Source organism: Kitasatospora aureofaciens (assembly GCF_001188955.3).
Lineage (GTDB): Bacteria > Actinomycetota > Actinomycetes > Streptomycetales > Streptomycetaceae > Kitasatospora > Kitasatospora aureofaciens.
In genome coordinates, this window is the sequence record NZ_JPRF03000033.1 from 59,551 (window position 1) to 80,501 (window position 20,951).

20 protein-coding genes are annotated in these 20,951 nt (G+C 72.9%); 10 read left to right on the top strand and 10 right to left on the bottom strand.

Annotated elements, in window-relative coordinates; translation table 11 throughout:
* Window positions 1-283: 283 nt before the first annotated feature.
* The 3 genes from HS99_RS23100 to HS99_RS23110 all read right to left on the bottom strand — a co-directional run bounded on the left by HS99_RS23100 (window position 284) and on the right by HS99_RS23110 (window position 1,683).
* The gene (locus tag HS99_RS23100; RefSeq protein WP_030278197.1) at window positions 284-484 is read right to left on the bottom strand and encodes a DUF5326 family protein; all 201 of its coding nucleotides are present in this window, start codon (window positions 482-484) and stop codon (window positions 284-286) included.
* 181 nt (window positions 485-665) lie between these two features.
* Window positions 666-1,337: a thiaminase II gene (gene tenA, locus HS99_RS23105; protein WP_030278198.1), complete on the bottom strand. Its 672-nt coding sequence runs from the start codon at window positions 1,335-1,337 to the stop codon at window positions 666-668.
* Window positions 1,338-1,365: 28 nt separating this feature from the next.
* Window positions 1,366-1,683, bottom strand: coding sequence for a cupin domain-containing protein (locus HS99_RS23110; protein WP_030278199.1), 318 nt, complete (start codon window positions 1,681-1,683; stop codon window positions 1,366-1,368).
* 182 nt (window positions 1,684-1,865) lie between these two features.
* Here HS99_RS23110 and HS99_RS23115 point away from each other — a divergent pair, with 182 nt between their 5' ends.
* The gene (locus tag HS99_RS23115; protein ID WP_030278200.1) at window positions 1,866-2,246 is read left to right on the top strand and encodes a phage holin family protein; all 381 of its coding nucleotides are present in this window, start codon (window positions 1,866-1,868) and stop codon (window positions 2,244-2,246) included.
* 93 nt (window positions 2,247-2,339) lie between these two features.
* Here the strand turns inward: HS99_RS23115 and HS99_RS23120 are convergent, their stop codons facing one another.
* Complete coding sequence (locus HS99_RS23120; protein WP_030278201.1) at window positions 2,340-2,762, bottom strand: SsgA family sporulation/cell division regulator; 423 nt, start codon at window positions 2,760-2,762, stop codon at window positions 2,340-2,342.
* A 205-nt stretch (window positions 2,763-2,967) separates the two neighbouring features.
* On the opposite strand from HS99_RS23120, the gene HS99_RS23125 reads away from it, so the two are divergent.
* Window positions 2,968-3,537: an NUDIX domain-containing protein gene (locus tag HS99_RS23125; protein ID WP_030278202.1), complete on the top strand. Its 570-nt coding sequence runs from the start codon at window positions 2,968-2,970 to the stop codon at window positions 3,535-3,537.
* Here HS99_RS23125 and HS99_RS23130 read toward each other — a convergent pair whose 3' ends face one another.
* The 4 genes from HS99_RS23130 to HS99_RS23145 all read right to left on the bottom strand — a co-directional run bounded on the left by HS99_RS23130 (window position 3,538) and on the right by HS99_RS23145 (window position 8,841).
* Window positions 3,538-4,986, bottom strand: coding sequence for a globin domain-containing protein (locus HS99_RS23130; RefSeq protein ID WP_232543055.1), 1,449 nt, complete (start codon window positions 4,984-4,986; stop codon window positions 3,538-3,540).
* Between the two features lie 329 nt (window positions 4,987-5,315).
* A complete protein-coding gene (locus HS99_RS23135; protein WP_030552737.1) occupies window positions 5,316-6,650 on the bottom strand; it encodes a dihydrolipoamide acetyltransferase family protein in 1,335 nt (444 codons plus the stop codon).
* Between the two features lie 5 nt (window positions 6,651-6,655).
* Entirely contained in the window at window positions 6,656-7,618 is a 963-nt protein-coding gene (locus HS99_RS23140; protein WP_030278205.1) for an alpha-ketoacid dehydrogenase subunit beta, read from the bottom strand.
* 83 nt (window positions 7,619-7,701) lie between these two features.
* Complete coding sequence (locus HS99_RS23145) at window positions 7,702-8,841, bottom strand: thiamine pyrophosphate-dependent dehydrogenase E1 component subunit alpha (RefSeq protein WP_030552735.1); 1,140 nt, start codon at window positions 8,839-8,841, stop codon at window positions 7,702-7,704.
* A gap of 149 nt (window positions 8,842-8,990) precedes the next feature.
* Between HS99_RS23145 and HS99_RS23150 the strand changes: the two genes are divergently transcribed.
* Complete coding sequence (locus HS99_RS23150) at window positions 8,991-9,452, top strand: Lrp/AsnC family transcriptional regulator (protein WP_030278207.1); 462 nt, start codon at window positions 8,991-8,993, stop codon at window positions 9,450-9,452.
* 37 nt (window positions 9,453-9,489) lie between these two features.
* Here HS99_RS23150 and HS99_RS23155 read toward each other — a convergent pair whose 3' ends face one another.
* Window positions 9,490-10,077, bottom strand: a complete 588-nt coding sequence (locus HS99_RS23155) for a TetR/AcrR family transcriptional regulator (RefSeq protein ID WP_030278208.1) — start codon at window positions 10,075-10,077, stop codon at window positions 9,490-9,492.
* 128 nt (window positions 10,078-10,205) lie between these two features.
* Between HS99_RS23155 and HS99_RS23160 the strand changes: the two genes are divergently transcribed.
* The 3 genes from HS99_RS23160 (at window position 10,206) to HS99_RS23170 (ending at window position 14,996) form a co-directional block, all read left to right on the top strand.
* On the top strand, window positions 10,206-11,471 hold the full coding sequence (locus HS99_RS23160; RefSeq protein ID WP_078866930.1) for a glycosyltransferase family protein: 1,266 nt from the start codon (window positions 10,206-10,208) through the stop codon (window positions 11,469-11,471).
* A 166-nt stretch (window positions 11,472-11,637) separates the two neighbouring features.
* Window positions 11,638-13,338, top strand: coding sequence for a phenylacetic acid degradation protein PaaN (gene paaN, locus HS99_RS23165; protein ID WP_030552733.1), 1,701 nt, complete (start codon window positions 11,638-11,640; stop codon window positions 13,336-13,338).
* A 161-nt stretch (window positions 13,339-13,499) separates the two neighbouring features.
* The gene (locus HS99_RS23170) at window positions 13,500-14,996 is read left to right on the top strand and encodes an FAD-dependent monooxygenase (protein WP_030278211.1); all 1,497 of its coding nucleotides are present in this window, start codon (window positions 13,500-13,502) and stop codon (window positions 14,994-14,996) included.
* Window positions 14,997-15,071: 75 nt separating this feature from the next.
* Here HS99_RS23170 and HS99_RS23175 read toward each other — a convergent pair whose 3' ends face one another.
* Window positions 15,072-15,638 (bottom strand): CGNR zinc finger domain-containing protein, encoded by a 567-nt coding sequence (locus HS99_RS23175; protein WP_223886023.1) that lies wholly within the window; start codon window positions 15,636-15,638, stop codon window positions 15,072-15,074.
* Window positions 15,639-15,898: 260 nt separating this feature from the next.
* Here HS99_RS23175 and HS99_RS23180 point away from each other — a divergent pair, with 260 nt between their 5' ends.
* The 4 genes from HS99_RS23180 to HS99_RS23195 all read left to right on the top strand — a co-directional run bounded on the left by HS99_RS23180 (window position 15,899) and on the right by HS99_RS23195 (window position 20,947).
* Window positions 15,899-18,052 (top strand): protease pro-enzyme activation domain-containing protein, encoded by a 2,154-nt coding sequence (locus tag HS99_RS23180; RefSeq protein ID WP_046386799.1) that lies wholly within the window; start codon window positions 15,899-15,901, stop codon window positions 18,050-18,052.
* 302 nt (window positions 18,053-18,354) lie between these two features.
* Window positions 18,355-19,377, top strand: a complete 1,023-nt coding sequence (locus HS99_RS23185) for a hypothetical protein (protein ID WP_141763789.1) — start codon at window positions 18,355-18,357, stop codon at window positions 19,375-19,377.
* Window positions 19,378-19,552: 175 nt separating this feature from the next.
* Window positions 19,553-20,023, top strand: a complete 471-nt coding sequence (locus tag HS99_RS23190) for a VOC family protein (protein WP_030278215.1) — start codon at window positions 19,553-19,555, stop codon at window positions 20,021-20,023.
* A 12-nt stretch (window positions 20,024-20,035) separates the two neighbouring features.
* On the top strand, window positions 20,036-20,947 hold the full coding sequence (locus tag HS99_RS23195; protein ID WP_030552726.1) for a pyridoxamine 5'-phosphate oxidase family protein: 912 nt from the start codon (window positions 20,036-20,038) through the stop codon (window positions 20,945-20,947).
* The last annotated feature ends 4 nt before the right edge of the window (window positions 20,948-20,951 follow it).

Here is a 20,951-nt window from a genome sequence, read left to right on the forward strand (position 1 = left end):
CGACGCAGCCGTCGGTACGTCCGTCGACGTCCCGGTCAGCGCCCTCTCAGCCCGGTGCTCCGAGCTCCCGCGTCGCAGGCGGTGTTGCCTGCACATGACGCCCAACACCGTAGCGAGCCGATCGCCGCAGGTCCAGACGGTCCCCGAACGGAACCGGCCAAGGAACCGGCCAGGGAACAGCCGAGGAACCTGGCGCCCGAAGGCGCCGCGAAGGCCGAGGCCCGGCCCCCGCGGACGGGGTACCGGGCCTCCGGAGGTGCTCCGCGCGGCGCGCGGAGCGGGGTCAGCTCTTGGCGGCCTTCTTCACCAGGATCACCACGGCGGCCGCGATGCCGACGACCACCAGCAGTTTGATCACGATGCTCAGCAGGGCGCCCACCACGCCGAACACGAAGGCGATGACGTTCCAGGCCAGCACCAGGACCAGCACCGGGATGACGATGTTGCGCACCCAGGAGGGCAGCGACTTCCAGAGCTCAGCCATGTCGGTTCCTCTTCTCCCCTCGGGGTCGGCTGCCGTCCGGTGCCGCATCCCGCTTGCTTTCGATGTGTCGATCGTACGGTGGCGCAAGCGGCGGAACGAGGGCCGACGGCCCGGAGAGAACCCCGAGATCACCCCGATCCGACCCCCCGGGGCGACCCCCGAGAAACGGCCGGGGCCGGGGTCAGACCGGCCAGCGCTCCCCGCGCCAGGCGGCGTCCCAGAACATCCACTCGTAGCGCGAGGTCGTCCTGAAGTGCTCGACCACCCGACGCCGTTCGGCCGTCGAGAGCTCCTCGCCGAGCCGGTCGGTGAGCGCCAGCACCCGGCGCACCACGGACTGGAAGGCCTCGTCGCCGTAGGTGGCGATCCACTTGGCGTACAGCGGGTCGGGGGAGCCCTGGGCGAGCAGCGCCTCGCCGACCCGGGCGTAGATCCAGTAGCAGGGCAGCACCGCGCCGAGCGCCTCGGCGAAGGAGCCGCCGTAGACGGTGGCCAGCAGGTAGCTGGTGTAGGCCCGGGTGGTCGGCAGCACCGGTTCGGCGGCGGCCTCCTCGGCGCTGCCGCCGAAGGCGGTGAGGAACTCGGCGTGCATGCCCTGCTCGGCGGCCAGCGCGCCGACCGCGTCGTCGGCGAAGGCCCGGACGTCCTCCTCACCGGGTGCCTTGGCGGCGCAGACGGCGAGCGCGCGGGCGTAGTCGCGCAGGTAGTGGGAGTCCTGGACGACGAAGTGGCGGAAGGCCTCGCGCGGCAGGGTGCCGTCGGTGAGGCCGCCGAGGAAGGGGTGGGCGAGGATCTCGGCGTAGATCGGCTCGATCGACGCCCAGAGTTCCTCGGTCAGGGTCCTGGTGCTCATGCTGCGACCCTAAGGCGTGCCCGGTCCCTCAGTCCTCCGGCGGGGAGAACACCACCAGCACCCGCAGCTCCTCGGTGATGTGGTGGAACCGGTGCGGGGTGCCGGCCGGGACGTAGACCACGCTGCCGCGCCCGACGGTCGCGGTCTCGGCGCCGACGGTCAGCTCGGCCCGGCCGCTGATCACCTGGTAGATCTCGTCCTGGTCGTGCGCGGTCTGGGTGTCGGTGTCGCCGGGGGAGAGCGCGTACAGCCCGGCGGACATCCGCGGTTCGCGCAGGAACCGCAGGTACGCGCCGTCGTTGGCCGCCCGCTCCGCGTCCAGTTCGTCCAGCCGGAACATCTTCACCGCTGCCGTCCTCCTCCGCCCGGTCCGCCACGCAGGTCCCGTCCGTCACGCCGGGACATGTCCGTCACGTGGGCCCCGTCCATCCCGTCCGTCCCGTCCACCGGGCGGACCAGGGGCATTCAACACCAACTCGTCCGGGGGGAGCTTCCCCCGGGGCGGGGCGCCTGCCAGGCTTGGGCGGCATGAAGGGTTTCGTCATCAAAACACTGATCAACGCGGCGGCCATCTGGGTCGCCGCCTGGATCGTCAGCGGCATCCAACTCGCCCAGGGCAACGCCGACTGGCAGCACAAGGCCCTCACGGTGCTCGGCGTGGCCGTGGTCTTCGGCCTCATCAACTGGCTGATCAAGCCGGTGGTGAAGCTGTTCTCGTTCCCCTTGTTCATCCTGACGCTGGGCCTGATCACCTTCGTGATCAACGCCCTGATGCTGCTGCTCACCTCCTGGGCGTCCAACCGGCTGGAGCTGGACTTCCACGTGGTCGACTTCGGTGCGGCGCTGTTCGGTTCACTGATCATCAGCCTCGTCGCCTGGGGCCTGCACCTGGCCCTGGACGACGACTGACCCCGTCGTACGGCTCGTCGCCCACGACGACGCGGAAGGGGCCCGTGCCCGGGTGGTCCACCGGGTACCGGCCCCTTCGCCGTTCCCGGCCGCTCAACCCGCGTCGCACCCTCCGAGGATTTCCGCGAGCCGGGCGTCGAGCTCCCGCCCGATGCGCTCCTGCCCCATCGGCACCAGCCGGTCGGTGCGCGCCAGGAAGGCGATCAGCGGCGCGGCCGGGGCGTGCAGCACGGCGTCCCCGTGGGGGGAGTGCAGCGCGATGCGCACCTCCGAGGGCTCACCGTCGAGCGGGTGGATGTGCACGTCGCCCTCGCCGGACGGGCCGCCGAGGCCGTCCAGCAGCAGCTCGCGCGCGAACACCCAGGTGACGGGGGCGTCGCCTGGCAGGTTGAAGGCGAACCGGACCGCGTACGGATCGGTGGGCTCGTACGCCAGGTCCGCCACGATGCCGAAGGACAGCTCGGGCGAGACCACGAGGTTCATCACCAGGCGTCCCTGGACTGTGCTGTGCTGCATGGCGCCAGTACCTCTCCTCTGCCCGGCCCCGGTGTGTGGACGAGGGTTCCACCGGCGGGGCCGGACCTGCTTCGGACGGTTTCGTGCGGGCCGACGGGCCCGGAAGCCGAACGGCGGACTTCTCGGAACGCCCGTCCGGGTCGGCGTTTCGACCTCCGCCCGGCGCGGGAGACTCCCGCACAACGCTCCAGCCCCGGAGGTCGCCATGGGCCCCGACAACCGAACCCCGCCACCACGCCCGGTGGTCAAACGGACCGCGCGGGCGATCCTGCTGGAGCTGGACCCGGACGACCCGTACGGCCCGGCCTCGATCGTGCTGATCCGGCGGGTCCGGCCCGGGGCGCCGCACCCGTACTGGATCACTCCCGGCGGCGGGGTCGAGCGGGACGACCGCACGGTGGTGGAGGCGCTGCACCGCGAGGTGGACGAGGAACTCGGCGGCAAGATCGTGGACGTGGTGCCCGCCTTCGTCGACACCATCAGCCACCCCCTCCCCCAGCCTCCGGCCGGGGGGACCCCCATCGACGACGGCACCCTGCTCCACCCGCACGGGGTCAAGGTGCAGCACTTCTTCGTCTGCAGGCTGGCCTCCATGGACCTCAGCCGACGGCACGGGCCCGAGGTGACGGACCCGAACGGCGAGTACCAGGTGGTCCGGCTGCCGTTCACCCGCGAGGGCGTGACCTCGGTGAACGTCGTCCCGCCCCGGCTGCGGGCGTACCTGGCGGCCAACATCGAGGGCATCCGCGCGCTCCTCGCACCCGATCTCGGCTGATCACCCGGAGGCCCGCTCGCCCACCAGGTCGTGCCGGACCCGCTCGGCCGGCAGTCCCATCCGCAGCAGCACCCCGACCCCGCGCCGGACCATCGCGGGCGGCCCGCTGAGGACCGCCTCCCGGCCGCTCCACGGGCCGAACCGGCCCACCACCTCCGGCAGTTCACCGGTCAGCGCGCCCTCGGCCGGGCCGGCGCCGGACAGCACCGGCCGTACCGTCAGCCAGGGCAGGCGGCCCGCCAGGCCGCGCAGCGCGTCCAGCTCGTACAGCTCGGCGGCGTGGCGGGCCCCGTAGAACACCTCGACGCTGCGGCCCGGTCCGCCGTGCTCGGCCGCCTCCTCGACCAGGGCGCGGATCGGCGCGATGCCGGTGCCGCCGCCGAGGCAGAGCAGGTCGGTGCCGGCGGCGTGGTCGACGGTCATCGCACCGGCCGCCGGGCCCAGCCGCAGCACGTCACCGGGGGCGGCCCGGTGCACCAGCGCGTTGCTCACCCAGCCCGCCTGGACGGCCTTGACGTGGAAGGTCAGCAGTCCGTCCGGGCGGGGCGCGGAGGCGAAGGAGTAGTGCCGCCAGACCCGCGGCCACCAGGGCGTCTCCAGGCTGCAGTACTGGCCGGCCCGGAAGGGGTAGGTCTGGTCCGGGCGGACGGTGAGCACCGCGACGTCGCGGGTGCGGCGCTCGTGACGCACCACCTCGCCCTGCCACCAGGGCGGCGAGGTGCGGGCGTCCTCCTCGGCGGCCTCGATCATGATGGTGGAGATCAGCCGGTAGGCGCGGCGCCAGGCCAGTTCGGTGTCGTCGCCCCAGCGACTGCCCGCGTAGCGGGCGAGCGCCTGCACCAGGCACTCCCCCACCGGGGCGTAGTGGCCGGTCAGGGTGCCGTAGCGGCGGTGGCCGCGGCCGAGCGCGCCCATCCGGGCGCGCAGCGCCGCCGGGTCCTCGGCGCCGCGGGCGGCGGCGAGCAGGGTACGGAACAGCCGGTCGCGCTGGACGTCCATGGCGGCGGGGAAGAGCGAGCGGACCTCGGGGTGCCGGAGGAAGAGCAGGGCGTAGAAGTGCGCGGTGGCCCGGTCGGCGACCGGCTCGACGACGGCGAGGCTGGCCCGGATCAGCTCGATGTCCTGTGCGGTGAGCGGGAGTTCGGCGCTTTCAGCGCTTTCCTCGCTCGAAACGGCGACGGGCAGCGCGACCGGGAGCCGCGGGACGGGCGGTTGCGGGACGAGCTGCGGGACGGGCGGCTGCGCCGCCCATGCGCTGCTCCGACTGTCACCGGATCCGGCCCAGTTGAGCCCGGGTGCGTCGGTGAAGAGGGGCTGGAAGGCGGGCGCGGTGCCGGTGGTCGAGGGCGTCTCGGAGTGGCTGGGCCCGGGAACGGCCGGCGGCTGGGCGGGCGGCGGCGGAATCACCGGCACCGACGGCCGTACGGGCTCCGGCTCGACTGCCGCCACCGGATCGGAAACCTGCCCCTGCGGCAGGCCCGGCACGGCGGCAGCCCCCGCCGAGCCGAGCCCGGTACGGATGAGGAGTGTTCTGCGGGACTTCACCGCTGCGTTTCGAGTACCCAAGAGAATCGTTTCGCCTCCGGCCGGCCTGCGCCACCACCTGGCTTGTCTCTGCTGACGCCTAGGCAGCGTGGCACGTCCGAAAAGCTCATCCGACAAATCGCGCGAAGCCCGGACACCCGACCCGGGAACGCGCTACTCTCACTCGATCGGTGGTCGCCCTGAGTGCCGAGCAGCACACCCAGGGCGACCCCGCCCCGATCGGTACGGTGGGATCACAGCTGCCGCAGCAGCATCCCCGGCTGCTCGACGCAGTCCGCAACGAACCGCAGGAACCCTCCCGCCGTGCCACCGTCGCAGACCCGGTGGTCGAAGGTGAACGACAGCTGCGTCACCTCGCGCACCGCCAACTCCCCGTCGTGCACCCAGGGTTTGGCCACGATCCGACCGACCCCGAGCATCGCCGCCTCCGGGTGGTTGAGGATCGGAGTGGATCCGTCCACGCCGAACACCCCGTAGTTGTTCAGCGTGAAGGTGCCGCCGGTCAGTTCGGCCGGGGTGAGCGAACCGCTGCGCGCGGATTCGGTCAACCGGCCCAGCTCCTCGCCGAGTTGCTCGGTGCTATGGGCCTGCGCATCCCGGACCACCGGGACGACCAGTCCGCGTTCGCCCTGCGCGGCGAAGCCCAGGTGCACCGCCGAGTGCCGGACGATGCCGGAACCATCCTCCGTCACACTGGAGTTGAGCTCGGGGAAGCGCGCCAGCGCGACCGTGCAGATCCGGGCGAGCAGCGCCAGCACGCTCACCTTCGGCCCCGGCGTGGAGTTCAACTGCCGCCGCAGAGACATCAGTTCGGTGGCGTCCGCGTCCACCCAGCAGGTCGCGGCGGGGATCTCCCGGTGGCTGCGGCTGAGCTTCTCCGCGACAGCCTTGCGCAGCCCGCGCAGCGGGACGACCCCGTCCTGCGCGACCGCCACGGGCGCGGCGGGCGCCGGAGCGGCGACCTTGGCCGCGACCGCGCGCTCGACGTCCGCCCGCATGATCAGCCCGTCCGGCCCGCTGCCGGTGAGTGCGGTCAGGTCGACCCCCTGCTCCCGGGCCAACCGCCGTACCAGCGGCGAGATCACCGGCACCACGACCGGAGCCGCAGGAGCAACGGGCTCAACCGGTTCAGCAGGGGCAACCGGAGCCGCCACCGCAACAGGAGCGGGAGCCGAAGCCGGAGCAGCAGCCGCCCCCACCCGACGCCGCCGCGCCCCCCTGCTCTCGACGACCCCGTACCCCACCAACGGCCGCTCGACCTCGGCAGAAGAAGCAGAAGAAGCAGGAGAAGAAGCAGCCGTGTCCGCCGCCCCGCCCCCCGCCGAAGCCACCGCGACCGTCACCAACGGCGCGCCCACGGCGATCTCCTCGCCCTCCGCGCCGTACCGGGCGGTGACCACCCCGCCGTACGGGCAGGGCACCTCCACCACGGCCTTGGCCGTCTCCACCTCCACCACCGGCTGGTCGACCGCGATCACCTCGCCGACCTCGACCATCCAGCGCACCACCTCCGCCCCGGTGAGCCCCTCACCGAGGTCGGGCAGCCGGAACTCCCGTACGACGGGCATCATCCTCAGTCCTCCCACTGCAGCCGGGCGACCGCGTCCAGGATCCGGTCCACCCCGGGCAGGTGGTGGTGTTCGAGCATCGGCGGGGGGTAGGGGATGTCGAAGCCGGTGACCCGCAGCACGGGCGCCGCCAGGTGGTGGAAGCAGCGCTCGGTGACCCGGGCGGCGATCTCCGCGCCGGTGCCGCCGAAGCCGCTGGCCTCGTGCACCACCACGGCCCGGCCGATCGAGCGCACCACCCGGGTGACGGTCTCGTCGTCGAAGGGCACCAGGGTGCGCAGGTCCAGCACAGCGAGGTCCCAGCCCTCGGCCTGCGCCGCCTCGGCCGCCTCCAGGCAGACCGGCAGCGAAGGACCGTAGGTGATCAGGACGGCCGACGTGCCGGTGCGCCGCAGCACGGCCCGGCCGATCGGCTCGACCGGCGCCGCCGGGTCGAACTCGGCCTTGCCCCAGTAGAGCCGCTTGGGCTCCAGGAAGACCACCGGGTCGTCGGAGGCGATCGAGGCGCGCAGCAGCCCGTACGCGTCGGCGACCGTCCCCGGGGTGACCACGTGCAGGCCGGGGGTGCTGGTGTAGTACGCCTCGGAGGCGTCGCTGTGGTGCTCGACGCCACCGATGCCGCCGCCGTAGGGGATGCGCACGGTGATCGGCAGCGGGAGCCTGCCCGCCGTGCGGTTGCGCATCTTGGCGACGTGGGAGAACAGCTGCTCCAGCGCCGGGTAGGCGAACGCGTCGAACTGCATCTCGACCACCGGGCGCAGCCCGTACATCGCCATGCCGATCGCGGTGCCGAGGATGCCGGCCTCGGCGAGCGGGGTGTCCAGGCAGCGGTCGGCGCCGAACTCGGCGGTGAGCCCGTCGGTGATCCGGAAGACGCCGCCGAGCGCGCCCACGTCCTCGCCGAGCACGTGGACCGTCGGGTCCTCGCGCAGGGAGTCCCGCAGGGCGGAGTTGAGCGCCTGGGCCATCGAGGCGGTACGGGCGGCAGAGGTGTGCCGCGCGGCGGCTCCGCCGAGGGTGGGGGTGGGCGACGGGTGGGATGCCGTGGACATCAGTGCTGCACCTCGGCCTCGGCGGCCAGCTCGGCGGACAACTGGGCGGCCTGCTCGCGCAGTTGGGGGGTTGGCTCGGCGTAGACGTGGGTGAACAGCGCCATCGGGTCGAGCTCCGGGTCGGCGTGGAACTCGGCCCGCATCCGGGCCGCCAGCGCCTCCGCCTCGTCCGCCGCGTCCTGCGCCAGCCCGTCGTCCAGCAGGTGCAGTTCGCGCAGCGCGCGGTCCATCAGCAGGATCGGGTCGTGCTCCCGCCAGGCGTCCACCTCGGGCTCGGTGCGGTAGCGGGTGGCGTCGTCGGCGTTGGTGTGGGCCTCGATCCGGTAGGTCAGCGCCTCGACCAGGGTCGGGCCCCCGCCGGCCCGGGCACGCTCGACGGCCTCGGTGAGCACGGAGTGCAGGGCGGGCGCGTCGTTGCCGTCCACCAGTCGGCCCGGCATGCCGTAGCCGACGGCCTTGTGGGCCAGGCTGGGCGCGGCGGACTGGGCGCTGAGCGGGACGGAGATCGCGTAGCCGTTGTTCTGCACCAGGAAGACCACCGGGGCCCGGAGCACGGCGGCGAAGTTCAGCGCCTCGTGGAAGTCGCCCTCGCTGGTGCCGCCGTCGCCGAGCATGGCCAGCGCGACCACCGGCTCGCCGCGCAGCCGGGCGGCGTGCGCCAGTCCGACGGCGTGCGGGGCCTGGGTGCCGAGCGGGGTGCAGAGCGGGGCGGTGCGGCTGGCGCGCGGGTCGTAGCCGGTGTGGGCGTTGCCGCGCAGCAGGGTCAGCGCCTCCAGCGGATCGACGCCCCGGGAGACCACGGCGAGGGTGTCGCGGTAGCTGGGGAACAGCCAGTCGCGCTCGCCGAGCACCAGCGCGGCGGCGATCTGGCAGGCCTCCTGGCCGGTGGAGGCCGGGTAGACGGCGAGGCGGCCCTGCTTGGTCAGGGTGGTCGCCTGCTGGTTGTAGCGCCGGCCGACGACGAGTCGCCGGTAGAGCTCACGCAGCAGCGCCGGGTCGTGCTTCTCCAGCGCGGGGGTGCCGAGCACCCGGACGGGGGAGACGTCCGGGAGGAGGGGGGCCGGATCGGTGCGCGGGGCGGTCGCTCCGGGCATCCAGCCGGGCACGCCCGTGTGGTGTCTGTGGTCGAGAACGGTCATCTCGGGGCACCTCCATGGGTGGCGGGGGCTCCCTACCGATTGTTCGGTCGTCTGTTCATCTTGACCAGAAGCGTGACAAGGTGGTGGACATTCGGCCTGAGCGGCGGTCGACTGGTGGCAGTGCGTCCAATCGGTGAGGGTGGGGGGTCATGTCGGCTGAACAGATGTCCAGACTCGACCGGGTCGACCGGTCGATCCTGCGGCTGCTGCAGCAGGACGGTCGCGCCTCCATCCGCTCGGTGGCCGAGCGGGTGCACGTGTCCCGGGCCAACGCGTACGCCCGGATCTCCAGGATGGTCGAGGACGGCATCATCCGCGGCTTCACCGCCCGTGTGGACCACGAACGGGCAGGCCAGGGCGCGTCCGCGTACATCACCCTGAAGATCGTGCAGAACTCCTGGCGCACCGTGCGCGAGCAGCTGCTGGAGCTGCCCGGGGTCGCCCACATCGCCCTGGTCGGCGGGGACTTCGACGTCCTGCTGCTGGTGCACACCGCCGACAACCACGCCCTGCGGGAGCTGGTGCTCAACCGCATCCAGTCCATCCCGCAGGTGCTCGGCACACGAACCATGCTGGTGTTCGAGGAGACCGACCAGGTGCCCCCGGACTAGTGGGGCGTCAGCGTCAGCCGCGCGGTCAGCCGCGCGGTCAGCCGCGCGCCCGCAGCCCGTCGAAGGCCAGGTGCACCACGGCGTCCGCGACCCCGTCCGCCGCCTTCAGCCCCGGGCGGTACCACTCCACGATCGAGTTGATCATCCCGAACAGCAGCCGGGTGGCCAGCCGCGGCTCCACGTCCCCGCGCAGCGCGCCGTCCGCGACGGCCGCCCGCACCAGCTCCGCCACCTGGTGGTCGAAGTCCCGGCGCCGCTCCAGCGCCCACAGCTCGGTGGCCGTGTTCCCGCGCACCCGCAGCAGCAGCGTCACGTACGGCAGCTCGGCCAGCAGCACCTCCGCGGTGCGCCGCACCACGTGCTCCAGCCGCTCCACCGCCGGACCCTGCACCGCGGCCGGCTCGGCCAGGATCGCGAACAGCCCGTCCAGCGCCCGCCCCACGGCCAGCCGCAGCAGCTCCTCCTTGCCGCGGACGTGGTGGTAGATCGAGGACTTGGAGATCCCGGCCGCCCGGGAGAGGTCCTCCATCGAGGTGCCGTCGTAACCCCGCTCGTTGAACACGTCGACGGTCACCGCGAGCAGTGACTCGACGGTGTAGGCGGTGCGCGTGGTGTGATCGGCCATCCTCCGAGTATCCCCGGACGGCCCACGGGCCACTCGATCGGGTCCGGTTGGTCCACACCTCCTGAAAAGGGCAGGCCCTAGAATCTGCGGACGATCGTCCACGTCCAGCAGGCTGGGGTCCACAGCTGATGAACGCAATACCGGCAGTCTCCTCCGACGTGCCCGACCAGCGCAGCGAGGAGCCGGCGGACGTCCCGCACCCCTGGCAGGAGCGCACGCGGGCCCTGGTGATCCGCTTCGGCCCGGCCGTGTGGTGCTACGCCGTGCTCAAGCTGATCGGCTTCGCGGTGTTCATGAAGCTGCTCTCCTTCGCCGGCGACTACGCCAAGAAGCCGCCCCGGTTCGGCGGCGGCGCCCACGCCTGGGACGTGCTGGCCAGCTGGGACGGCTGGTGGTACCAGCAGGTCGCCCAGTTCGGCTACCACCCGGCGCTGATCCCGATCCCGGGCGGCCAGCCCGGCTTCACCATCGAGCAGAACTCGGCCGCCTTCTTCCCGCTCTACCCGGGCCTGATGCGGCTGACCTCGGACGTCACCGGTCTCGGCCTGTACGGCGCCGGGATGCTGGTCTCGGTGCTGGCCTCGCTGTTCGCCGCCGCCGGGATCTACGCCGTGGTGGACAAGCTGGCCGGCCCCCGGGCGGGCGTGATCGCCGCCGGCATCTGGGCGATCGCCCCGGGCTCCGGCGCCGAGTGGGCGGTCTACTCGGACTCGCTGTTCGTCGCGCTGGCCGCCTGGGCCTGCTACTTCACGATGACGAAGCAGTGGGTCGCGGCCGGGGTGGTCACCCTGGTCGCCGGGCTCAACCGGCCCACCGCGGCGGCGCTGATCGGCGCCGTGGGCCTGGCCGCCCTGGTCGAGCTGTACCGGCGGGAGAGCGGGGTGCTGCGCCCGCTGGCCGCGATGCTGCTGGCCCCGCTGGGCCTGCTCGGCTACGTGGCCTGGGTGGGCTGGAGGACCGGCGAGTGGGGCGGCTACTTCCGCATCCAGCACGACGCCTGGCTGCACTACTTCGACTGGGGCCAGGGCACCTGGCAGGCGATCCGCGGGGTGCTGCTGGGCCGCAGCGACTACCCCTTCGCCTTCCCGGTGCCGGACCTGCTGGCCACCCTGATCGTGTTCAGCCTGCCGGTGCTGATCGTGCTGCTGGTCCGGCTGCGCCCGCCGCTGGTGCTGACCGCCTACACGCTGGCCACGATCGTCTCGGTGCTCGGCAGCCTGGGCATCTTCGGCAACGTCTCGCGCTACCTGCTGCCGGCGTTCCCGCTGTTCATCGCGCTCGCGGTGGGGATGCGAAAGCTCAGCTGGCCGGTGCTGGCGGCCGTGCTGGGCACCGGCGCGATCGCCTCGGGCTGGTACGCCGGGTACGTGATCTTCGAGCTGGGCGTGCCGTAGACCGGCCCGTCGCATCAGACGAGGGGCGCGTCCGGACCGGACGCGCCCCTTCGCGTTCCCCGGTCCCGGGATGCCCGCCGGAATCCGTCCCCTGCACCCCCTTGAGCCGACCGATCGTTCGGTTACTCTGTGACGTGTCCCGTCCTCCCCCCTGAGGAGCGCACAGATGTCCGCAGCGGTCACCCACCCTCTCGTCAGCGAGCTGGTCGAGCGCCACCAGGCCACCCTGGACGCCGCACTCTCCGCCGCCGCGAAGCGCGACTACTGGTCCCCGTACCCCGAGTTCCCGAAGGCCTACGGCGAGAGCGGCCCAGCCGACGGCAAGGCCGCCTTCGACGCCCTGCTCGGCAAGCCCTTCGCCCTCGACGGCCACCCCACCGACGGCGACCAGGTCGGCGGCGAGGCTTCCCCGTACGGCATCGAGCTGGGCATCACCTACCCGCACGCCGACCCGGACGCGCTGATCGCCGCGCTGCGCGCCGCCCAGCCCGGGTGGGCCGCCGCCTCCCCGCTGGAGCGCGCCGCCGTCTGCCTGGAGATCCTGCACCGGATCAACGCCCGCTCCCACGAGTTCGCCCAGGCCGTGATGCACACCACCGGCCAGGCCTACGGCATGGCCTTCCAGGCCGGCGGGCCGCACGCCCAGGACCGCGGGCTGGAGGCGGTCGCCTACGCGTACGCCGAGCAGACCCGGCTGCCCGAGCGGGCCGGCTGGACCAAGCCCCAGGGCAAGCGCGAGCCGCTGGTGATGACCAAGGAGTTCACCGTCGTCCCGCGCGGCCTCGCGCTGCTGATCGGCTGCAACACCTTCCCCACCTGGAACGGCTACCCCGGCCTGTTCGCCTCGCTGGCCACCGGCAACCCGGTGCTGGTCAAGCCGCACCCGCGGGCCGTGCTGCCGCTCGCGCTGACCGTGTCCATCGCCCGCGAGGTGCTCACCGAGGCCGGCTTCGACGCCAACCTGGTCTGCCTGGCCGCCGAGCACGAGGGCGGCACCGTCGCCGCGACCCTCGCGGTCCGCCCCGAGATCAAGATGATCGACTACACCGGCTCGACCGCCTTCGGCGACTGGCTGGAGGAGCACGCCAAGCAGGCCCAGGTCTACACCGAGAAGGCCGGCGTCAACGCGGTCGTCATCGACTCCACCGACGACTACAAGGGCATGCTGGGCAACCTCGCCTTCGCGCTCTCGCTCTACAGCGGCCAGATGTGCACCACCCCGCAGAACGTGCTGATCCCGCGCGGCGGCATCAGCACCGACCAGGGCGACAAGTCCTACGACCAGGTCGTCACCGACCTCGCCGCCGCCATCGAGGGCCTGCTCTCCGACGACGCCCGCGCCGCCGCCATCCTCGGCGCCGTGGTCAACCCGGGCGTGCTGCAGCGCTCGGCCGCCGCGGCCGACGGCGAGTACGGCGAACTCGCCCTCGCCCCGCGCGCGGTGGTCTCGCCCGACTTCCCCGGTGCGACCGTCCGCACCCCGGCGCTGATCAAGCTCAACGCCGACAAGCCGGACGACCGCGCGGTGTTCCGGACCGAGTGCTTCGGCCCGGTCTCCTTCGCCGTCGCCGTCGAATCCACCCCCGCCGCCGTGGAGTTGCTGCGCACCACGGTCCGCGAGAAGGGCGCCATGACGGCCTCCGGCTACACCACCTCGCCCGAGGTGGAGGCCCTGCTGGTGGAGGCCGCGCTGGACTCCGGCGTCTCCCTCTCGCTCAACCTCACCGGCGGCGTCTACCCCAACCAGACCGCCGCCTTCTCGGACCTGCACGGCACCGGAGCCAACCCGGCCGCCAACTCGGCCTACTGCGACGGCGCCTTCGTCGCCAACCGGTTCCGCACGGTGGAGATCCGCCGGCACAGCTGAGCGGCCTGGCTGAACCGCCGTACGCGCGCACCCGGTCCCCCGGTGGTCACCGACCACCGGGGGACCGGCGGTTCACAGCTCCGCGGGCGCCAGCGATGATGGAGGCTGGGAGAACGCCGGAAACGGCGTCCAACCGACCTCCGAACAACGGGAGCTGATACATGACCGTGAAGCCGACCACCGAAACCGACGTCATCGTCGTCGGCGCCGGACCGACCGGACTGCTGCTGGCCGGCGACCTCGCCGCCGCCGGGGTCGGCGTCACCGTCCTGGAGAAGCGCTCCACCGAGTCCAACCTCACCCGGGCCTTCGCCGTGCACGCCCGCAGCCTGGAACTGCTGGACGCCCGAGGCCTCGCCGACGAGCTCATCGCCACCGGCCGGCCGCTCGGTAGCCTGCGGATGATGAACCGGCTCGGGATCGACTTCGGCTCGCTGCCCAGCCGCTTCCCGTTCGTCCTGATCACCCCGCAGTACAACGTCGAACGGCTGCTCCTGGAGCGCGCCGAGCGGTCCGGCGCCGTGATCCTGCGCGGCGCCGAGGTCACCGGGCTGCGTCAGGACGCCGAGGGCGTCACCCTGGAGACCCACGACGGGCAGAGCCACCGCGCCCGCTACGCGGTCGGCGCCGACGGCGTCCGCTCCGCCGTCCGCGAGCTGCTCGGCATCCCCTTCCCCGGCGAGTCCGTGGTCGACTCGGTGATGCTCGCCGACGTCCGGCTGGAGCGCGAGCCTGCCGACGCGATCGCCGTCGGCGCCAACAAGGCCGGCTTCTCCTTCGTCGTCCCCTTCGGCGACGGCTGGTACCGGGTCATCGCCTGGGACCGCACCGAGCAGCACACGGACGGCGCCACCCCCACCCCCGAGCAGCTCACCGCGGTCGTCCAGGCCACCCAGGGCGAGGACTTCGGCCTGCACGACGTGCGGTGGAGCTCCACCTTCCACAGCGACGAGCGCCAGGCCCCCAACTACCGCTCGGGCCGGGTCTTCCTGGCCGGCGACGCCGCCCACTGCCACTCCCCGGCCGGCGGCCAGGGCATGAACACCGGCCTCCAGGACGCCGCCAACCTCTCCTGGAAGCTCGCCGCCGCCCTCCGTGGCCGGGCCACCGACGCGCTGCTCGACACCTACCAGGCCGAGCGTCACCCGGTCGCCAGGACGGTGCTGCGCACCTCGGGCGCACTGATCCGGATCGCCCTCGCCGAGTCCGCCCCCACCCGCGCCCTGCGCGGAGCGCTCACCGCGATCGGCGGCCACCTCGACCTGCTCACCGAGCGCGGCGCCCGGATGGTCTCCGGCATCGAGATCTCCTACCCCGCGCCCAAGGGCGCCCACCCGCAGGTCGGCAAGCGCGTTCCGGACCTGCGGCTGACCGCCCTCAGCAAGCCCACCGAGGACGCCCCGGCCGGTCCCGACCGGCTCTACGGGGCGCTGCGCGCCGGGAAGTTCGTCCTGGTCAGCAATGACGAGCTGACGGCCGTCGACCCCTGGGCCGACCGCCTGGTCACCGCCGCCCCCGCCGACCCGCACGGCAAGCTGGCCGACACCGTCCTGCTGATCCGCCCGGACGGCTACGTCGCCTGGGCCGCCGTCGACCCCGGCCAGGGCGAACTGCGCGAGGCCCTCACCACCTGGCTGGGCGCCCCCTCCGAGGCCTGACCGGCCACCCCGGCGCGGCCGGCCGGTCCGTCCCCGGCCGCGCCGCCCCCGCCGACCCTTCGTTCGGTCGTCGGTTCACCCGCGCGCCTTCACATAGTGCCGGGCGGCCTTGGCCCGGTTGCCGCAGACCGCCATCCGGCACCAGCGCCGGCGGCCGTTCTGCGAGGCGTCGAAGAAATGCAGAATGCACGCCTCGTGTGCGCACTGCTTCACCCGGTGAGCACCCTGACCGAGCAGCGTGAGAAAGTCGTCCGCCGCCAGCCAGGGCGCCAGCCACTCCGGCCGGTCGGCCTCGACCCGGTCCTCGGCGCCGCCCGGCCCGGCCGTCCGCCGGATCCTCCCGTGCGCCAGCACCGCGTCCAGCCCGTCCCGGGCAGGTGCGCCCAACTCGCCCTGCTCGCGGGCGTCCTGAGCAGCCAGTTCGATCGCCTCACGGGCCTGCCGGATCGCCTCCAGCCCCGCTTCGTCGGCCGTGCAGCGCTCGCTCAGCCCGTTGCTGGAGAGCCAGATCCCGTACTGCTCGACGCCGGTGAGCGCGTCGTTGACGGGCGTCCCGGCCCACCGCGTGTTGAGCAGGTCGAGCGCCAGCGGCTCGCCGATCAGCGGGCGGTGGTCCCTCGGGTCCGGCATCACGTCAGTCATCGCTCTCCCTCGGCTCCGTTCGATTCTACGGCCGCGCCCCGCACCGTGAATCGGTATGGACCGACGCCGGAATTCCGGTCATTCACTGTATGGAATCCCCGGCTTTCCACGCCTCCACAGTTGACTGTTTTTTAGCAATGAATTGCCTGACCATGATCCACTGCGCGGATCCGTTCTGACATGTTCTAGCCAGTGTTCCCGAACCCCTCGGAACGCCTTGCCCCTTGCCGGCTCCCCACAGCCGACTGGAGGAGGATCCGTTGCGCCACCGTTCCCTCGCCGTCGCCGCCGCGATAGCCGTCCTGCCGCTCACCGCCGTCTCGCTCGGCGTCTCCAGCGCGCAGGCCGCCACCCCCCACGCCGCCCCGCGCGTCGCCCTGCCGAACACCGTGAACCCCGCGGTCGCCCACTCGGAGAAGAAGGGTGACGTCCCGGCCGAGCAGCAGATCTCGGTGGCCGTCAGCCTGAAGCTGCGCAACGCCGCCGAGCTGGACCGCTTCCTCACCGCGGTCACCACCCCCGGCGCGCCGGAGTTCGGCAAGTACCTGACGCCGCAGCAGTTCAGCGACCGGTTCGCGCCCACCCAGCAGGCCGTCGACCAGGTCAAGGCCTACCTGGCCGCCCAGGGCCTGACCGTCGGCGACGTCAGCGCCAACCGCCAGGTGGTCAACGCCCACGGCACCGCCGCGCAGATCTCGCAGGCCTTCGCCACCCACGAGAGCTCCTACCTGGACCGGCAGTCCAGCCGCGCGTTCTTCGCCAACGACGCCGCCGCCTCGATCCCCGCCGAACTGGCCTCCGTGGTCGAGGGCGTAAGCGGCCTGGACAACCACGCGGTGCGCAAGGGCCGGATCGCCGCGCCGAACGCCGCCACCGCCACCCCGAGCGGCATGACCCCGACCCAGTACCAGGGGGCCTACAACCTGAACAGGACCGGCGCCGACGGCACCGGCACCACGGTCGCCCTCTGGGAGTTCGACGGCTACAAGGCCTCGGACCTGACCACCTACGACGCGCAGTACGGCCTGACCGGCCCGGCCGTCTCCACGGTCCCGGTGGACGGCGCCGACTACGACTCCTCGCCCGGCCAGGGCGAGGGCGAGGTCGAGCTGGACAGCGAGATCGTCCGCGGCGCGGCCCCCAAGGCCACCCAGCTGCTCTACGAGGCGCCCAACAGCGACCAGGGCGAGATCGACATGGCCAACAAGATCGTGGCCGACAACAAGGTCTCGGTCATCTCGATCTCCTGGGGCACCTGCGAGCCGGACACCACCGCCTCCTCGATGACCGCCGTCGACAACGCCTTCAAGCAGGCCGCCGCCCAGGGCATCTCGGTCTTCTCCGCCTCCGGCGACGACGGCTCGCGCGACTGCACCCGCTCCGCCAGCGGCTCGGGCGTCACCTCGGTCGACTTCCCGGCCTCCAGCCCGCACCAGACCGGTGTCGGCGGCACCAACCTGAAGGTCAGCGGCACCAACACCTACTCCTCGGAAAGCGCCTGGAGCACCGCCGGCGGCGGCGTCTCCACCGTGTTCGCCAAGCCGAGCTGGCAGACCGGCACCGGCATCGGCGGCACCATGCGCACCGTTCCGGACGTCGCCTCCAACGCCGACCCGCAGAGCGGCTTCGCGATCTACAGCGGCGGCGCCTGGGCCGTCTACGGCGGCACCAGCGCGGCCGCCCCGCTGTGGGCCGGCTACGCCGCCCAGTTCAACCAGAAGGCCAAGGCCGCCGGACAGCCCGCCCTCGGCGAGGCGAGCCCGCGGCTGTACGCGGTCGCGAACAGCAGCAGCTACGGCAGCGCCTTCCACGACGTGACCACCGGCGCCAACCAGGACTTCTCCACCAAGGCCGGCTACGACCAGGTCACCGGCTGGGGCAGCCCGGTCGCCGACGCCCTGACCACCGCCCTGCTCGGCGGCACCACCGGGGGCACCACCCCGCCGCCCACCGGCGGCTGCACCGCCGCCCAGCTGATCGGCAACGGCGGCTTCGAGACCGGCACCGCCGCCCCGTGGAACACCTCCTCGGGCGTCGTCGACAACAGCTCCTCGGAGCCGGCCCACTCGGGCAGCTGGAAGGCCTGGCTGGACGGCTACGGCTCCGCCCACACCGACACCCTGTCGCAGACCGTCTCGGTCCCGGCCGGCTGCGCCTCCGCCACCCTCACCTTGGCGCTGCACATCGACACCGCGGAGACCGGCAGCACCGCGTACGACACGCTGACCCTCAAGGCCGGCAGCACCACGCTGAAGACCTGGTCCAACGCGGACGCGGCCGCCGGCTACGTGCAGCAGACCCTGGACCTGTCCTCCTTCGCCGGCAAAACCGTGACCCTCACGTTCACCGGCACCGAGGACGGCTCCAACCAGACCAGCTTCGTGATCGACGACGTCGCCCTGAACGTCAAGTGATCACCGGCCGGTAGCACCACCCGACCCGACCCCCGCCGGGGCGGCGCCCCCAGGGCCCGTCCCGGCGGTGTCCGTTTCCGCCCGGTTCCCCGCCTCCCCGGGCCGCGTTCCGGGCGTGTTTCCGGACTGTTTCAAGATCGATAACCCTCCGGTCCACCTGCCGTGACCACTGTCATACGCACGACTGATGACGTAGCCTCTCGACCGTGCATAGGGTTCCCCAAAGCTCGGTGAAGCCGCTGGCGGCGCACCCCGGCGTCGGCCCGGTGCAACCGAACTCACCTGGTGGGGAGGGTCACCGCATGGCCGCACAGCAACCTCAGGACGCCGCGCGGCTGCGGCTGGTCGGATCGCGTACGGAGCGACCCGATCCACCCGTGCCCGCGCCGTCCCCCAACCCGGCCCCCGCGCCGTCCGCCGGTCGCCCCGCGCCGGCCGGCGGCTTCGCGGACGCCCTGCACCTGGCCATCGAGGCCAGTGGCCTCAGCCTGGACCGGATCCGCGCGGCGCTCGCCCAACGGGGCGTCAGGGTCAGCGTCACGACACTGAGTTACTGGCGCCGCGGCCGCAGCCAGCCCGAGCGGGCCAGCTCCCTGCGCGCCGTCCACCTGCTGGAGGAACTGCTCGGCCTGCCGCACAGCGCGCTCTCCTCGCTGCTCGGCCCGCCGCGCCCGCGCGGCCGCTGGGCCGCCGCCGCCAACACCCTCCACCTCGGACTGGAGGACGTCTGGCCGGGTGAGCAGGAGATCGCCGCGATCTTCGCCGAGCTGGACGCCCCGCCGGCCGGCGAACTGGAGCGGCTCAGCATCCACGACTCGTACTACGTGGACGCCGAGCGGCGCGGCAACCTGCTGCGGATGCGCCAGGTGGTGCGCGCCACGGTCGGCGGCGTCGGCCGCTGCATGGTCGTGCACAAGGCCGACGAGGAGGCCACCGGCTGCCCCGAGATCACCTCGGTCCGGCACGGCCGGCTGGGCAGGGTCCGCCGCCGCGCGGACACCGGGCTGACCGTCGCCGAGCTGATGCTGGACCGCCCCCTCGGGCTCGGCGACAGCACGGTCTTCGAGTACGAGGTGGAGATCCCGCCGGGCGGCCCGACCATGGAGTACAGCCGCCGCTTCGCCACTCCGGTGCGCGAGTACGTGCTCCAGGTGCACTTCGACCCGGCGGCCGTCCCGGCGCACTGCGAGCGCTACGACCGCGAACCGGGAGCCGACGTCGACCACCGCCGCGAACAGCTGTGGATCGGCGCCTCGGCGAGCGCCCACGTCCTGGCCCCGGACCAGCAGCCGGGCCACATCGGCATCCGCTGGGAGTGGGCCTGACGTTCACCGCCCCGAGCCCCGCCGGACCATCAGGTCCGGCGGGGCTCCCGCATTTCCAGACCTAACCACTTCAAGCCGCTACATCGGTTGACGCTCCATCACCTAACCCTTAATCTCATTAACACCGGTTAGGCAGGAGCCTCGCCGGAAGCCCCAGCCCCGGGAGTGACCAGGCATGTCCAGCACCACCCTGCTCCGCACCCTTCAGACCGGCCACGTGGGCCTGAACGTCACCGACCTGAACCGCTCGATCGACTTCTACCGCACCGTCCTCGGCCTCCAGCTCACCCACGAGGGCACCGACCCCGAACGCCGCTACGCCATGCTCGGCCGGGACGGCCGCCTGGTGATCACGCTCTGGCAGCAGAGCACCGGCGCCTTCTCCACCGGAACCCCGGGCCTGCACCACCTCTCCTTCGAGGTGGAGAGCCTCGGCGAGGTCCGCGCCACCGAGAACCTCCTGCGCGAGCTGGGCGCCGAGTTCGCCTACGACGGCGTGGTCCCGCACGGCGAGGGCTCCGCCTCCGGCGGCATCTTCTTCAGCGACCCGGACGGCATCCGACTGGAGATCTACACCCGCGCCGGCGTGGACGAGACCCCCGCCGAGGCCCCCACCACCGGCGCCCCGACCTGCGGTTTCTTCTAAGCGGAGCACACCATGACGACCACCGGCACGCCCTACCACTCCGGTGAGCGGACCGCCCAGGCCCGCGCCGGCGTGACCGACCGGGCCGACCACGCCGGCCGGTCGATCCGCAGCACCGTCCCGGCGGTGGCCGCCCGCTTCCTGACCGAGCGCCGCATGCTGGTGGTCGGCGCCGCCGACCCGGACGGCCGGATCTGGGCCACCCAGCTGTCCGGCCCGGCCGGCTTCCTCCAGGCCGCGGACGAACGCACCATGACGGTCGCCGCCCGACCGGCCGGGGCCGACCCGCTGGCCGAGGCCCTGGCCCGCCCGGCGCAGATCGGCACCATCGCCCTGGACCCGGCCGGCCGCCGCCGGATGCGGCTCAACGGCCGCTCGGCCCCGGACGGCCGGGGCGGGCTGACGGTCCACGCCGAGGAGGTGGTGTCCAACTGCCCGAAGTACATCCAGCGCCGCACCCCGCTGGACCGCCCGGGCGCCGGCTCGCCCCGCACGGTCTCCGAGGGCCCGGCCCTGTCCACCGCGCAGCGGCTCGCGGTGAACACCTCGGACACCTTCTTCATCGCGACCGCCGGCCCGGACGGCAGGGTGGACGCCTCCCACCGCGGCGGCTTCCCCGGCTTCCTGCAGGCCGTCGCGCCCGACACCGTGCGCTGGCCCGAGTACCGCGGCAACGCGATGTTCATGACCCTCGGGAACCTCGAACTGGACCCACGGGCCGGCCTGCTGCTGCCCGACTGGGAGACCGGCGGCGCCCTGCTGATCACCGGAGAGGCCCGCACCGACTGGTCCGAGGAGGCCCGGCAGGCCGCCCCGGGCGCCGAGCGGATGGTCGAACTGACCGTCACCGGCGTCCGCGAACTCGCCGACGCCACCCCGCTCACCTGGACCGACCCCGAGTACTCTCCCGCCAATCCGCACTGATCGC